This window comes from Megamonas sp. (genome assembly GCF_986095205.1).
Genome location: NZ_CFQVBI010000007.1, coordinates 1 through 15,079, shown reverse-complemented (window position 1 = coordinate 15,079; position 15,079 = coordinate 1). Strand labels below are relative to the sequence as shown.

Below are 15,079 nucleotides of genomic sequence, written 5' to 3'. Positions count from 1 at the left end.
CTTTGAGTATTGAAAATAAAGAGATAAACAAACCTTTAAAGCTGGTTTGGCTGCCAGTATAAAGAACAGCAAACAAAATTATGAATATCTTAAGATTTCTTTTAAGTAGTCTTTCATGGGCTATGAGTGGAGTTCTTGTATTAGCAATCTATGCGTATAGTGAACTAGTCTATTTGATTTTTATTTGCATTGCAATAATAGGATTGACCATCTACTATAGAAAGCCCCTAATAAAAATGTATGCAGAAATCTTTAATGAATTAGGAATCACTAAATACATTATATTAATTAAAAATCTTAAGAAGTTCAAAGAACCTATTTACAAACTAATCAGTTCTATAAGTTTATGGTAATCTTATTTTAAGTATCTTTGTAGTGGAACAATAAAGACATTGAATTTATGAATAAAGAAATGAGCTTGGATGTTGCGCTCGACATTATCGGGACACTCCGCATGATGAAAATAGATGAAATATCAGAAGAGAAGGATGAAAATAAGAAAGAATTGTTATACAAAGAATTGGATATACTTACCACAGAGGAAGAAGTAGCAAATGGATTACTACAGTTTGAAGTTTCTGAAAAAGTACGCTTATCTATCATGGATAAGATAGAAAACTATTATGCACCCAAATTGAAGGCATACTATGCAACGCTATGAAGTAGAAGCCATTTTTGAAGCAAGAAAAGAGGCATTTTTTAAAGGAAAAAGTGCCTCTGAAAATCCGATTGCTATAATTTTAGGTGGACAACCAGCCTGTGGGAAAAGCACACTTATACGTGTTGCAGAAGCAGACCATCCATTACAGAATTTTCTTACAGTTAATGGTGACCTTTACAGACCTTTCCACCCTAATAAAGAGCTAATAAAAGACCCTATTAAATACCCCATTGAAACTCAGATTTTTTCTAGTGTTTTCACTGAAAAATTAATAGAAGAAGCCATTAAGCGAAAATGTAATATCATCATAGAAGGAACTATGAGAAATCCTGATGTACCCTTAAAGACAGCACAAAAATTTAAGGATGCAGGATTTAGAGTTGAAGCATACATTATCGCAGCTCCAAAAGAATTTACTCAACTTGGGCTTTATAACAGGTATCAAGAAGAAATATTAAAGAAAGGACAAGGACGATTAGCCGACATTGATTCACATAATAAAGCCGTAAATGGACTAATGAAGTCTGCAAACCAATTATACAGCGACAAAGCTGTAGATAAGATTTCTATCCACACTTACTTAGCGAAAGAAAGAATTAAAGATTTCAATCTAGTAAATGGTGAATGGAGTTGCAAAAGTATGCCATCTATTTTTATAGATGAAAGTCGTTCAAAACAGATGAAGAATAAAGAAATACTTAACACTAACATTCAAAGAGGAAAAGAACTTATTGAATCCGTTACGAATCCTGAAGTAAAAAAAGGAATGAAAGAAGCACTATCACAACTTCAATCTTCACTAGAAAAAGTTCAAAGACAAGAAAAAGGATTAAAAAAAGGTTTCTTCTGATTCAAATAAAAAGAGAGGACTGGCTTTTCCAATCCTCTTTTTCTATTTATCTGCGTCTTAACTCATTATCTATTTGCTGTGAAATTTGTCCTTTAACGGTTCTGATTACCTCATTAATATAATCAAGAATTGGCTTAGGGTCTATAGTCTTATCTTTGTATTCCATTTGAAAATGTAAGTGTTCTCCTGTGCTGCGCCCGGTACTTCCACTAATACCTATTGGTTGCCCAGCTTCAACAGCTTGTTTCGCATTTACAAGCACACTGTATAAATGCCCATAGATAGAAGTAAAATCACCATGACGCACTTCTACATAATTGCCCAACCCTTTATTTTTTCCTGTTTTTACAACCATTCCCGGCATTATCGAATAAACATAGTCGTTGTTGCCTTTAAGGTCTATCCCTCTATGATTTGCTATTTTTCCAGTAAATGGGTCTTTTCTTTTACCATAATGGGAAGTTATCACCATTGAATCAATGGGCAAAGATAAATACCTTCTTTGCTTCCAGTATGCAAGCCGTTCTGTAGTCAAAGCATCATTGACGACAACAGCCTTTTCTTTTTCTTCTATCAATTTATTTTCTGTCGTTGCTAATACAGGTTCCGCTTTAGGAATATCCTTTTTCTGTAATACCGTATTAAACTGACAGTAGCCATTCACTGAAAAAAACAATGAATAAGCAAAAACATGATAATTTTATTCTTCATATTGATATTTTTATTACTTTTGGGCAAAAATATACATTACATGGATAAAAAGCAAGCTATTTTTAATGAAAATGATATTCCATATAAAGAATTAGAACTAATAGGAATATCAAAAAAACAGATATGGTCTTTGGATAAGGCAAATATCACAGCTCTATTATCAGGAAAGAGAACCAGTTTACTAGACCTTTCTTTTCACGATAACAATGGAGAAGAAATAAGTATGAAAGGAAAAATAAGTTTGTACTGGAAAGACAGTAACAATGCTGGCGTTAAAATTCATCCAGTCAGACAAGAAATAATGAATGATATAAATCTTAAGCCAAAGGAGTTAGAACGACTTCAAGATAACGAAATAATAACAAAAACTATTAACAATGAAAAATATCTTGTACAATTAGACCCTGAAACAAACGAATTGCTTAAAACAAAAATCAAAAGCATTTCAATACCTTCAAACATAAAAGGTGTTGAGCTGGATAAGCAACAAAAGGAAACTCTAAAATCAGGCAAGGAATTGATTTTAAACGTTGACAAAGAAAAAATTGCCATAAGATTAGATTTAAATAATCCAAGAGGAATAAAATTCCTAGACTTCGAGCAGCAACAGAAAATAGCTTATGACCGGCATAACCCACAAATTATAGGAACTATTCATACTGATAAAAACAGAAATGAATATATAGAATACATGAAAGGACAAAAGCCGTCACTTGGAAATGAATCTCAATCTAAAGTAGAACATAAATTCAAATTATAAAATGGAAGAAAAGAAAAGTTTTGAAGCCCTGCAATATAGTTATGAAAATGCCGGACAATTCCGAGCCATAGCAGCAGTTCTTGGATATTCAGAAGAATATCGAAATGGTGATATTATCTTTTCCAAAGGTAATGAAACATATACTTATCCACTGAATACACTTAAACTTGGCAATTTAGGAGATAATAGAGAATCCTTGTTAGAGCAATCTAAAGAAAGAATAATCAGTTTCTTTGATAAAGAACAAGCTAGCAATAATTTCCAAGAATATAGCCAATATTTACGAGAAAACCACAATGTTGCAATTATAAAATGGGATGATATAAAACAAGGTGCTAATAAGAATGAAGGATATAAAGACGGATTTACAGTCATTGACCTTGAAAATAAAATTGCATATAAAGGAGAAGACCTTTATCGATATGCTTATGAACAAAACCAAACCCTAGATGGTAAAGGTTCATATGTTGATATAGATTGGAGCAAGTTTAATGAAGTAGGAGTTAAACCGGAAAATTTAAGCCCTGAAGATATTGCAAATATCAGAAATGGGAAAAAAACTGGTATGCTAAATTTTTCCATTGAAGATACTCCTGATAATAGAACACTTCTAGACAATGAAAAAGTGTCTTATAAAACAGAAAATGGGAAACTCCATTTTGAAGGAAAAGCAACAACTCTTAAATATATAACAGCCGAGAATACACCTGAAAATAAATCTAAATTAAAAGCCAACGAAATTGATTTCAAAGAAGAAGGTAAACGCATCAAAATTGATGGTATCAATGCTAGAAAACTAGCAATCGCAGCTATTACTGTAGTTTACCCAATCGCTGGGATTGCTATCTTACTCATTCCTAAACGACAAGAAATAAAAAATGATTTATCCTTTACTAAGGATGAAATAAAAGCCCTAAAAGCTGATAATGTCGTAGTAAAGACTAATTCAAAAGGAGAAAGAACATTGCACCAACGTGACAAAGATACTAATGAGATAGTATCAATAAAAGCAAAAGACATTCATATTCCCCAAAAACTTGGAGGAATAGAACTAACTCCTATGCAGCAAGAAAATCTCAAAAATGGGAAAGAAATTACCATAGTAAACGAGGAACTAAACAAAGCTGCAAAAGTAAAACTAGATTTGAATGCCAGAAATGGATTATCAATCAAAGATGCAAATACTATAGAAATTAAAGCGACTGAAAAGAAAGAACAAACAATAGGGAAAGAAAGATATATATCTGATAAAGAAAGATTAGAGTTTGTAGCCCAAAAAGGAGCTAAAGGGATTGATGAAATTTTTAAAGATAAACCCACCGAAATGGCTGCCTTTTTAGAGAAACATAAACTTTCTAAGGATTATGCTTCTTACAAGGAAGTAGAAAAAACATACTCCAGCTCTAGGGAAGCTACTAAACAAACTGTCGGAGAACAAATATCTACCCAGATGGATAAAATAGATAGTTCTATTAAAGCAACAGCGAAGCAAGAAGCATCTATTCTCGGATATGGTAGAGCCTACGGAAAAAATAATGATACTCCAACAATGAAACTATAATATTATGCTAACATTTGACGATTATAAGGCTAAAATATCCATCATTCAAATACTTGAAGATTTAGGATATAAACAAGACATTAGCAAAGGAAAGGTTTCGCCTGTTTTTAAACTGACAGACGGAGCAGGTAACAAGTTGGATGAAATCATCATCAAGAATCCTCATAGTGTACAAGAACACTACTATGATAGGAATTATAAAGGTGGAGATTTAATTCAGTTCATCAAAAATCATATTAACGACTTCCCACAATTCCAACATCAAAATACATTTGTGCGAATTAATATGATTTTAGGACATTACGCAAATGAGCCTTATAGTCCTAAATATGAAGCATTCAAAGTTGTAAAAACAGAAAACAAATCTTTTGACAGAGATAGATATAAAGAATTTCCTACTACACTCGCTGATTTAAGATTTCTCACAAATGAAAGAAATATAAATCATCAAGTCGTAGAGAAGTTTCTCCCATTTATCACAAGGGTTAAAGACTTACAAGGAAACGGCAATTATTATAATATAGGTTTTCCCTATATTAATCCAACAGATAAAGACAACAAAGTAACAAATTACGAATTAAGAAACTATGGATTCAAAGGAATGGCTGCCGGAGGAGATAAAAGTAACTCGCTTTGGATTGCTGATTTTTGCCCACACCCCCAAATGGCAAAACATATATACTTTGCAGAATCCGCTTTAGATGCTATGAGCTTCTATCAGCTCAATGCTAACAAAATCAAATTAGAAGAAAGTGTTTTTTGTAGTGTAGGAGGGTACATTTCAGTCAATCAAATAAAAAACACTTTATTGCGATACCCACAAGCTAAAGTACATACCTGTTTTGATAATGATTTAAACGGTAATTTGTATGATATTAAAGTGTCTGGAATCATTAGTAATACAGAAGTGACAATAAAAGAAAATAAAGATGATGTGCTGTTTAAAACTAAGGGTAGAGAATTCACTATTAACAAAAATGACGTTTCACTAGAAAGTTTTAGGGAAAAAAGCAAAATAATAGCTCCTATGATTTCTCATAAAGCAGAAAAAGCAAAAGATTTCAATGAAATTCTAATGAAACAACATGAACAAAAAAAAAGTATTAAGTTATGAATGATGGAACAAACATAGCTTCTGATGATATTGTATTAAAGCCTAAATTCCGATATTGGTTAATGAAGAATTTCCTTTTAATTACATTAGCGATTTTCGTGTTCATTTTTAGTAAATATATAAGAGAACATGAATTATTAAAATTTATCAGTGGAACGATATTAGTATTGTTCGATATTTATAATTTTCTACAGATATATTTCAATGTTACTTTGTACAAAATGGATTATAACTAGAGAGCAAATAAAAATATATCAAGGAGTACTTTCAAAAAGGATTAACTACATAGAATTATATCGGGTATATGATTACGAAGAAAAGCAAAGTTTTATCCAGTCTTTAATAAACAACACCAATATCTACATTTATTCTGGCGATAAATCAACACCAGAACTACTGATGAATGGTCTTAAAGCTAATAGTGATATAATTCAAACTATCAGAAATAGAGTAGAAGAACAAAAAAAGAAAAAAGGAATATATGAATTTACAAACAGATAATGATATGAAAAGAGTGCTTTTATTTTTTTCCCTAATGTTACTGTTGGGCAACATAAAAGGACTAGCACAATCTATTGTCATTGACCCGGCAATGATTGGAACATTGGTTTATTCCCATCAGGCGCAACAAGGTGTACTGAAAGATATACAAAGTGAGGAAACAAAAATCCGTAACTTTCAAATTTTAATTCAACAAAAAATGAGTCAAATTCAATCCTTACAGGAAAAGACATACAACTATCTTTCTACAGTTAATGCAGTTGTGAAAAATGGAAAGGATATTATTTATGCTTCAACCTTAGCTAGAGACATAGCTAAGTATCAATCCGAAGCAGCTAAATATGCAGTTGGAGACCCCAAATTATTAACCATAATTGCAAAAACAGAGTATGAACTTATCAGTCGAAGTGTAGATTTAATGATATACATAAACAATATAGCATTGCAAGGCGGTGAAAAAAATCTTATGGATAATAAGCAAAGGATAGATTTATGTATTCATGTGGTCAATGAACTTAGACGAATGCGAGGACTTGCATACGCTGTATGCCGACAAATGAAATCCGCTAAAAGAGCTGGAGTACTAAAAACACTTGTACCCGGACAATTTAAATATGTAAATAGTGGGAAACAAAAAGTAGATAATATTTTAAACGGCATTAAATGGATTAGTAAAGGAGGATATTAAATGGATAATGATACAATCAAAGATTTAGGCTTATGCCCTATTTGCCAGAAAGGACACATAATGAAAGGTAGTTTAGGATATTCCTGTAATTACTTCAAAAACATGAATGACAAATGTACATTTAATATTTATCATTCATATTGGGGAAAAGAGATTACAGAAGAAATAGCCAGGCTATTAATAACAACAGGGAAAACAGATATATTTCATGACTTCCATAATAAAAAAGGAGTTCCTTTTTCTGCATATCTGACTATCGAAAATGGAATCGTTATTCCTTCTTTCGTAAATGAAGTATTAGAAACTCCGTGTCCTGTGTGTGGTAGAGAAATTGAAATTTTACTAAATGGATATGCTTGTAAAGGGTATTCGCAAAAGGACAAGGACAACAACAGAGTTTGTAACCTCTATATACCCAAAACTATTGCACAAAGAGAAATACCATTGGAAGCAGCAGAAATACTTGCCAAAGGTAAAAAAACACCGTTTATGACTGGATTTAAATCAAGAGAAGGAAATGATTTTTCTTCACGGCTGGTTCTAACAGAGAACTTAGATATTTCTTTTGATAATACATTGTGTAAGTGTCCTAAGTGTGGAGGAAACTTATATATAAACAAAAAAGCCTATAATTGTTCCAACTATAGAAATGAAACCATAAAATGTGATTTTGTCATTTGGCGTGAAATGTCAGGACGTTCTATAACTCCCGAAGAAGCAATAGAACTTTGCGAGAAAAAAGAAACACCTGTGTTAACTGGATTTCGTGATAAAAACGGGCAACCGATGGAAAGAAAGCTTGTACTGAACGATGATTTTAAAATAAAACTAATATGAAAATAAAATTTATAATTTATAGCCATTTTTTTAAAGAGAGAGGAATGAGCGTAAAGGGTGATTGGAATTTTCCGCATCTTCCAAGGATAGGCGAAGAAATTTCACCTCACATTATAATGTTTCAGAATGAATTTACCTATCAAAATTTATTAGAATATCTAACAGATGAAGCTAAAAGTGATTTTAATAAATTCAATGATGGTGAGGATGATTTAGAAGGAAATTTTAAAGCATGGGTATATGATGTTATCTGTGAGGTCAATATAGTTGAATCAATACATTATAGACCAGATACAGAAGACTATACCCAAATTATTCCTGAAATTTGTTTAAGTGATTTAAGTAATTAAATATTATTGATATGCAAATGAATAAGACTGATTTAATCAAAAAGGTTGCTGAAAAGGCAAATAAACCAACAAAAGAAGTAGCAGAAATAATTGATAGTTTTTTCAAAGAATTATCTCAAAATCTAAGAGAAAAAGATGTTTCTATAAAAGATTTTGGTACTTTCAAAAAGATTATTCAACCAGCTCGGATAGCTAGAAATCCGGCAACTGGAGAACCTGTAGAAGTTCCAGAAAAGGAAGTTGTTAAATTTAAGCCGTCCAAAAATATACTAAACATGAAATGGCTATGATAGAAATAAACATCCATATTCCTATAGATGGTGTGAACAATATTTCTATACCAATCCAATTACCTGTAGTTCCAAGGGTTGGAGAAAAGATTTATCTATCTGACAAACAAATAAATAATTTGATAAGTCTATTAGAAGAAGAATATTACCACAATCCACAAACAGAAGAATGGAAAGAATCAATAAGACGGTTCACCAATATTGAGGAAGTAGCATATAATGCTGCAAATGGAACGATACACATTGAATTATCAACTATTTAAAAGAAACAATATGAAAAAGTATTTATCATTAGTAATGATTGGTTTAAGCCTTATGTTGTCTGGATGCAATAAAGACGATAACAACGACCCTGATACTCCACCTACAGGAGATACAGGAAAAGTACGTTATGAAGCTACCGTAAGCGACCCAGAAAATTTCAAACTTCTAATACATTATACAGTAGGAGTAGATATTTCTTCCGAAGCTCCCGAAGAAGCTGCCAAAGAAATTATTGTAGAAAGTCCATTCACATTTGAGCAAGAAGCCAAACAAGGAACATATTTATGGCTATCTGCCTACCCTATACCTAAAGATGAAGAAAACCTTGAAAATTTACAGCTACCTAAGACAGTCGAAGTAAAAATTTTTATTGATGATAAGCTGCATAAGTCTAACAGTGGTGAAAATTATGCAATGGTTCAACATATATTCGGACAGGAAAATTACCAGTAGAATTGATACCTTTTCTGCCTGCACTGGAGAGAAACCGGGAAGGTATTTGATACCGTACTTTTCCGGGTTCTGCCCGGCATGGACGATAAGAGAACATTATTATGATACCAAGAAATAAAAACCAATACCACTCTCACTGCATAAAAGAGTGGTATTTTCATTTGAATTAATAAAATGAAAGACCAAAAAAGATTATTACACAAGTGCCTATTAGAAGACATTCCAGCTTTTGTAATATGCGGAACAGATATTTGTTCCGTCCAAGCAATGGAAGCATATTACCAGATAGCAGTAGAAAAAGGTTGCAATAGCAATTTTTTAGAAGACTTGAAATTAGCTATAGAAGATTTCAAGGCTTTTCAATGTGAGGAACCTGAAAAAGTTAAAATACCCGATTAAATCATGGAAGAAAGCAAAGAGTTACAAAAACTATATGGATTCATGCAAGCATTCATTTATATAACTGTTTGCATAGAGATTCTACTATTTGTTCATTTTCCCTTTAGTGAACAAATTATGCCCTTATTATCAAAAATGGCAAAAATTCCTATCTATTCTAATATTCTTTATAGTAAACTATTTACATTCTTTATTATAATGGTTACTTGCATTGGAACACGTTCAAAAAAGGATTTAGAATTAGACCCGACTAAACAAATCATTTTTCCTTTAATCTTTGGATTCATAATGTTCTTTGGAAGTATATGCTTTCTTTTCTTTAAAGAAAAAGGAGAAACTAGTTTAGAATGGTATAATATAGCTTACATTATACTATCAATAATTGGAGCGACATTAATAAATTCAGCTCTAGATAACATTTCCAAACGTATTAAATCAAACTTTATGAAAGATAGATTTAATATAGAGAATGAAAGCTTTGAACAATCTAAAGACAAGGTAGAAACAGAATTCTCTGTCAATATTCCGATGAAGTTTTTCTACAATAGAAAGTGGCATAATGGGTGGCTGAATATATGCAACTGTTTTCGTGGAACTTTCGTAATAGGAACGCCTGGAAGTGGTAAATCTTTTTCTGTCATAAATTCTTTTATAAGACAACATTCAGCTAAAGGATTTGCAGAAGTTGTTTACGACTTCAAATTTCCTGAACTTGCCAAAATTGCATATTATAATTATCAAAAGAACAAGCAATTAGGAAAAATACCAAGTAATTTCAAGTTCAATGTCATTAATTTTTCTGATATTGAATATAGTAGAAGAATAAACCCATTGAAACGAGAATATATAGAAATCCTAGCAGATGCAACAGAAACGGCAGAAGCATTATATGAGAGTTTACAAAAAGGCGACAAAGGAAGTGGAGGTAATAGCGATTTTTTTAAAACATCAGCAGTAAACTTGTTAGCAGCTTCTATTTATTTTTGGTCTAGATACGAGAATGGCAAATATTCAGATTTACCGCATGTACTGGCTTTCCTTAATCAAGAATATGACGTACTTTTTAAAGTCCTCTTTTCCGAACCTGAATTAAAATCACTAGTTTCCCCATTTGAAGCTGCATATAAATCAGGAGCAGTGGACCAATTAGAAGGACAGATGGCAAGTCTAAAAGTACAGTTATCAAGACTAGCAACTAAAGAATCTTTTTGGGTATTTAGTGGCAATGATTTCAATTTAAAAGTATCAGATAAAAAAGACCCTAGTTATCTTATCATTGCAAATAACCCTAAAACACAAAGCATGAATAGTGCTTTAAATGCACTTATCATTAACCGATTAACTAGACTTGTCAATACAAAAGGTAACTACCCTACTTCAATCATAGTAGATGAATGCCCCACATTATATTTTTATCAACTTGCAACACTACTTTCTACTGCACGTAGCAATAAGGTTTCAATTTGTTTGGGATTACAGGAACTACCGCAATTAGAAGAACAATACGGCAAAGCTACCGCAAAAACTATAACTTCTATTATAGGTAACACTTTATCCGGGCAAGCTAAAGCTCCTGAAACTTTAGATTGGCTACAAAAACTATTTGGAAAAGTTAAGCAAGTAAAAGAAGGTGTTACTATCAGAAGAAACGAAACAACAATTAATATGAATGAACAAATGGATTTTGTTATCCCGGCATCCAAAATATCTTCATTACAAGCTGGTACATTAGTAGGGCAAGTTGCATTAGATTTTGGACAAGAAGATAATTTTCCAACAGCGATGTACCATTGCAAAACCAATTTAGATTTAAAAAAAATTAAGAAAGAAGAAGAAGCCTACAAAGAACTGCCAAAAGTATATAACTTTGGGACAGCAGATAATAGAGAGAAATTACTGCAAAAAAACTTTAAGAGAATATACGACGAAGTAGAAACAGTAATAGAACAATATGTATAACATTACATTACCAATTTTAGGCACAAGGTTAAAGCAAATCCGAGAGCATATAGGATATTCCCAAGCTCAATTAGCAGAACAGCTGAACTGTAAACAAAATGCGATTTCAAATCTTGAACTAGGAAAAGGGGGCAGCCTAAAACTTTTATTTCAAGTGCTGAATTTTTATTCTAACTATGTTTTTATAGATTTAATATTTAGTGAAAAGTTTTATCTGATTTCTAATACAGAAGAAGATGAAGCACAAAAAGCCAATTATAATTCTGTTATAATAGAAATTATAAGACAATCAGAAAAAAACTATGAGGATGCTATGTCAAACGCTAAAAAAGAGCTAGAAGCTAATCTTCAAAAAGCCATCAATTTATTACAGCCTTAATAAAATAAAAGAGAGTACCAAATACTCTCTTTTATTTTCAATATTACTTTAAAGAATTTGTGATACCGTACTTTTCGGAGTTCCGGCACTGATGGGCAAACATGGCATGATGAAATGATACCGAATTATCATTCCTGGCACACCCTGCAGAACGACCTTTTGATACCAAATACAAAAAGCAGCCGGAAGCCGGACGCAAAAAATTGATACCATAAAACAAAAAAAAGAAAAGTGTTTTCTAAACTAGCCTAACCAAAATCTTTTGTTTCACAAAACGACCCTTTTTCTGTACTAAAGAAAACGGTTCTTTTTTTGCTTAATCAAAGAACTTATGTCGCTACGGTGTTTAGTTAACCAATCTTCCAAAATAAACGAAACTAAAGATGAAATAGGTATTTTGGCTTTAGCTTTGAGCAACCCAAACACCTCTTTTACATCTGTATCAACATATAGAACTTCCTTGCAATTATAATTTTTTCCTTTAATGTACTCTAATAAGTCCGTCAAATCCATGTCACTAGAGCCATTAAAATTAAAAACTTCCGAAGAAGTTGTTTCCATTTCTACATGAAGTGGTTCTTTCTCCTCTTCAACTTCATATTTAGCTTCTTGAATAGGAGCTTCATTTATACTACTCCCATGCAATTCTTCACCTCTTATCATTTTAGCTATTTCCAGAACACTAGAAATACCTTCATTTTGCTTTTTCCTTAATTTATCAGCCATGTGCAAATATATACAATAAATGAATAACTTTATAACAAATATCTATTAAAAGAATATTTTATTTTATTGCTCCTTCTTGAATGATATAATCATAAGCATTCTTCACCTTATCAATACACTCATTACTAATTGCCAATGTATTTATACGTTCCATAGCAACAGAAGCTGGTATTTCATCTGTAACAAAACCAACTTGCTTAAGAATATCAACTACCTGTTCTTTTGTTTCATATCTTACCGCAGTTCTCATATTGTTAGGTAAAAAGAATATTTTGGCTTTTACATTTAAATACTGTAACACTTGGATAAAAAAACCTGTACTATCCATTGTAAATTTATCGTATTTAAATGGGCATATTATTATATCCGCAGCTTTAAGAATTGTTCCCAGAGCATCATCATCAATCTTACCAGGCAAATCTATTAATAGATTTCCTTGCTCAACCTTAGTAAAATCACTAATAATTTTAGCAACATTAGATATATCGGTTTGTATAACCTCATATTTAGGTTCATTATCATAGGTCGCAATATCTTCTTTTCTTCTATCCGATAATGAACGCTGAAAATCTAAATCCAATACTAGAACTTCTTTTCCTTTTTCTACTAGATAGTTGGCAAATTGTATGCAATTAGTCGTTTTACCACAACCGCCTTTCTGATTCCCAAATAATATTATCATATCTTATTATATTTATTAATTTTGTTGCTGTCCTCTTTTCTTTTTCCTATTAGGAGATTTATCTTGCTGTACATTTATATGCTGGCTAAGAATATCACAAATAGCATCAATCAGATTAAATCCCCTTGCCAGTTCTGAATCTTGTTCAACATTTATTCTTTCCATCTTATCAAGAGTAACTAGAGTAATCCTATCTTTACTATAGCCATCTTTTATAATATTGATTCCTAAATCATCAGTACTTACGATTACTTTATTCTTTTTATCTATTAGATAAACTAAATTATCATCTTCAACAAAAAGAATTCCTTTTTCTCTTAATGTAGAATGTAAATCTGAACTATGAGCCAAATAACTATTTATCATATCAGAATAGACAGTATTTTTTTTATCCATATGCTCTTGAATCAAAATATCATCTTTTTTCACATGATAAATTCTACTTAACAACTCGGCTTCTTTAAGTGTAGCAACATTAAATTTATTTGCTTCATACACTCTGCTATTATATCTAAGTTCTTTCAACAGTTTTTTATCAAGAACCAATAAAGCCTTATCATCACCATTTATAAATATTGTGCCATTCATTGAAAACCTATAACCGTAATCTAACATTAATTTCTTGAAACTATCCATTGTATATTTTGTTCCATCTTTCAAAAGAAGATTAATGATACTATTACAGTGTTCAACTTTTGCTTGTTTATTCGGCTCTACTAAAAGTTCCTTCAAATCCATAACTTCCCCACCTTTCAAAACTCTCTTATTTCTATAATCAATTAATGTATATCCATAAGGTTTAGTATGTCCTTTTCCTGTATGAAAGACTAAATTTATACCAAACTTATCTTTCATCAAAGTTTGAAGTTCTGTATAGGAAAGTCCTTGCTTATATTTAAATAAAAGAGCTGTTATCTGTTTTCTTCTTTCTTCATCAGGTGTATATTGTTTAGCTTTATCTTTTATCTGCTCTAATTGAATTGAAGCGTGCTTTTCACCACCCTTATACAAAATTAATAATCCATCCTTTTCTCTTAATTTCCATCCTGATTGTTCAAGTAACAACTTATATTGCTGCACTGTAGAAAAAGAAAACTCCATGTATTTTGAAATATCATCTTTAGCCTTCAAAGCTAAATCAACATTCATTATTTGATTTATGACTTTCTGTGAGCGCACAGCTTCCATATTATCTTTTACCTTCTGTCCGTTCTTCTGTACTCGTGTAGAAACAATATGTACATGATTATTTTCTGTATCAGAATGAAAATATATCATATAAGGATTATTTCCATAACCCATTTTATTTATATATTGCAAAGCTACATTTTTCAAATCATCTGCCGAATATTCACGCCCCTTACATGAAATCACTGCATGAAATTGTTTTGCCTTGACCGCTGGATTAGTCCTACAGACAGATTCCATATAAGCTATATAATCCGACTTCTTCAAATTATCTGGATTCATAGCAAAATTTTCTGCAACAAGAAGTTCACTCTTGCCTTCCTCATTCTTTCGCTCATTATAATCAATACCAGCGAAAGAAGTTGCCGCTTTTAAAACTACTACTACCATATTTATAACTTCACACCGCAAATATACAAACAAATATTCAATAAAAGAATATTTCAATATAATTTATTCATATAATAAATATACAAATATTATATATTCATATATTATTTATATATATAATATTTTTCCCTAAAGTTTTTTGGTATCATATTAATGTTCTCTTATCGTCCATGTCCGGCAGAATCCGGAAAAGTACGGTATCAAATTCCTTCCCGGTTTTTCTCCAGTGCAGGCAGAAAAGGTATCAATTAGATGCAATCCTTTTGCCGATGGGCGGTAGTTCCTGAATGGTGTCGGTGTCTTTTCTTTTATGATG

Annotated in this window: 19 protein-coding genes; 15 read left to right on the top strand and 4 right to left on the bottom strand. The window is 31.5% G+C overall.

Annotated elements, in window-relative coordinates:
• Positions 1-400: 400 nt before the first annotated feature.
• Together AC5LAX_RS01075 and AC5LAX_RS01070 are read left to right on the top strand one after the other, a co-directional pair.
• Positions 401-661, top strand: coding sequence for a hypothetical protein (locus tag AC5LAX_RS01075; RefSeq protein ID WP_008671606.1), 261 nt, complete (start codon positions 401-403; stop codon positions 659-661).
• Complete coding sequence (locus AC5LAX_RS01070) at positions 648-1,511, top strand: zeta toxin family protein (protein ID WP_117682347.1); 864 nt, start codon at positions 648-650, stop codon at positions 1,509-1,511. The genes AC5LAX_RS01075 and AC5LAX_RS01070 overlap by 14 nt, the downstream gene beginning before the upstream one ends.
• A 46-nt stretch (positions 1,512-1,557) precedes the next feature.
• Here the strand turns inward: AC5LAX_RS01070 and AC5LAX_RS01065 are convergent, their stop codons facing one another.
• Positions 1,558-2,187 carry a M23 family metallopeptidase gene (locus AC5LAX_RS01065; protein ID WP_493263620.1) on the bottom strand — a complete coding sequence of 210 codons (630 nt, stop codon included), beginning with the start codon at positions 2,185-2,187 and terminating at the stop codon, positions 1,558-1,560.
• Positions 2,188-2,262: 75 nt separating this feature from the next.
• Here AC5LAX_RS01065 and AC5LAX_RS01060 point away from each other — a divergent pair, with 75 nt between their 5' ends.
• The 13 genes from AC5LAX_RS01060 (at position 2,263) to AC5LAX_RS01000 (ending at position 11,777) form a co-directional block, all read left to right on the top strand.
• Complete coding sequence (locus tag AC5LAX_RS01060) at positions 2,263-2,982, top strand: DUF4099 domain-containing protein (protein ID WP_176800930.1); 720 nt, start codon at positions 2,263-2,265, stop codon at positions 2,980-2,982.
• Position 2,983: 1 nt separating this feature from the next.
• Positions 2,984-4,543, top strand: coding sequence for a DUF3945 domain-containing protein (locus AC5LAX_RS01055; RefSeq protein WP_117682344.1), 1,560 nt, complete (start codon positions 2,984-2,986; stop codon positions 4,541-4,543).
• 4 nt (positions 4,544-4,547) lie between these two features.
• Entirely contained in the window at positions 4,548-5,657 is a 1,110-nt protein-coding gene (locus AC5LAX_RS01050; RefSeq protein WP_005647340.1) for a toprim domain-containing protein, read from the top strand.
• A 174-nt stretch (positions 5,658-5,831) separates the two neighbouring features.
• Complete coding sequence (locus AC5LAX_RS01045) at positions 5,832-6,158, top strand: PH domain-containing protein (protein WP_493263621.1); 327 nt, start codon at positions 5,832-5,834, stop codon at positions 6,156-6,158.
• A complete protein-coding gene (locus AC5LAX_RS01040; protein WP_005647345.1) occupies positions 6,139-6,846 on the top strand; it encodes a hypothetical protein in 708 nt (235 codons plus the stop codon). The genes AC5LAX_RS01045 and AC5LAX_RS01040 overlap by 20 nt, the downstream gene beginning before the upstream one ends.
• A complete protein-coding gene (locus AC5LAX_RS01035) occupies positions 6,847-7,683 on the top strand; it encodes a topoisomerase C-terminal repeat-containing protein (RefSeq protein ID WP_493263619.1) in 837 nt (278 codons plus the stop codon).
• Positions 7,680-8,033: a hypothetical protein gene (locus AC5LAX_RS01030; RefSeq protein WP_008671626.1), complete on the top strand. Its 354-nt coding sequence runs from the start codon at positions 7,680-7,682 to the stop codon at positions 8,031-8,033. Before AC5LAX_RS01035 ends, AC5LAX_RS01030 begins: the two co-directional genes overlap by 4 nt.
• An 11-nt stretch (positions 8,034-8,044) precedes the next feature.
• Positions 8,045-8,323, top strand: a complete 279-nt coding sequence (locus AC5LAX_RS01025; protein ID WP_493263618.1) for an HU family DNA-binding protein — start codon at positions 8,045-8,047, stop codon at positions 8,321-8,323.
• Positions 8,314-8,586 (top strand): hypothetical protein, encoded by a 273-nt coding sequence (locus tag AC5LAX_RS01020; RefSeq protein WP_004295341.1) that lies wholly within the window; start codon positions 8,314-8,316, stop codon positions 8,584-8,586. Before AC5LAX_RS01025 ends, AC5LAX_RS01020 begins: the two co-directional genes overlap by 10 nt.
• Entirely contained in the window at positions 8,552-9,040 is a 489-nt protein-coding gene (locus tag AC5LAX_RS01015; protein WP_004295342.1) for a hypothetical protein, read from the top strand. Before AC5LAX_RS01020 ends, AC5LAX_RS01015 begins: the two co-directional genes overlap by 35 nt.
• A 174-nt stretch (positions 9,041-9,214) precedes the next feature.
• Positions 9,215-9,439, top strand: a complete 225-nt coding sequence (locus tag AC5LAX_RS01010; RefSeq protein ID WP_004295344.1) for a hypothetical protein — start codon at positions 9,215-9,217, stop codon at positions 9,437-9,439.
• Between the two features lie 3 nt (positions 9,440-9,442).
• A complete protein-coding gene (locus AC5LAX_RS01005; RefSeq protein WP_004295345.1) occupies positions 9,443-11,398 on the top strand; it encodes a type IV secretory system conjugative DNA transfer family protein in 1,956 nt (651 codons plus the stop codon).
• Positions 11,391-11,777, top strand: coding sequence for a helix-turn-helix domain-containing protein (locus AC5LAX_RS01000; RefSeq protein WP_007559164.1), 387 nt, complete (start codon positions 11,391-11,393; stop codon positions 11,775-11,777). Before AC5LAX_RS01005 ends, AC5LAX_RS01000 begins: the two co-directional genes overlap by 8 nt.
• Positions 11,778-12,068: 291 nt before the next feature.
• Here the strand turns inward: AC5LAX_RS01000 and AC5LAX_RS00995 are convergent, their stop codons facing one another.
• Genes AC5LAX_RS00995 through AC5LAX_RS00985 form a run of 3 tightly spaced genes read right to left on the bottom strand, consistent with a single transcriptional unit; the run spans position 12,069 to position 14,763 of the window.
• Positions 12,069-12,503, bottom strand: coding sequence for a hypothetical protein (locus AC5LAX_RS00995; RefSeq protein WP_132062985.1), 435 nt, complete (start codon positions 12,501-12,503; stop codon positions 12,069-12,071).
• A gap of 58 nt (positions 12,504-12,561) precedes the next feature.
• Complete coding sequence (locus tag AC5LAX_RS00990; RefSeq protein WP_004295355.1) at positions 12,562-13,185, bottom strand: ParA family protein; 624 nt, start codon at positions 13,183-13,185, stop codon at positions 12,562-12,564.
• 15 nt (positions 13,186-13,200) lie between these two features.
• The gene (locus AC5LAX_RS00985; protein WP_139008427.1) at positions 13,201-14,763 is read right to left on the bottom strand and encodes a relaxase/mobilization nuclease domain-containing protein; all 1,563 of its coding nucleotides are present in this window, start codon (positions 14,761-14,763) and stop codon (positions 13,201-13,203) included.
• Between the last annotated feature and the right edge of the window lie 316 nt (positions 14,764-15,079).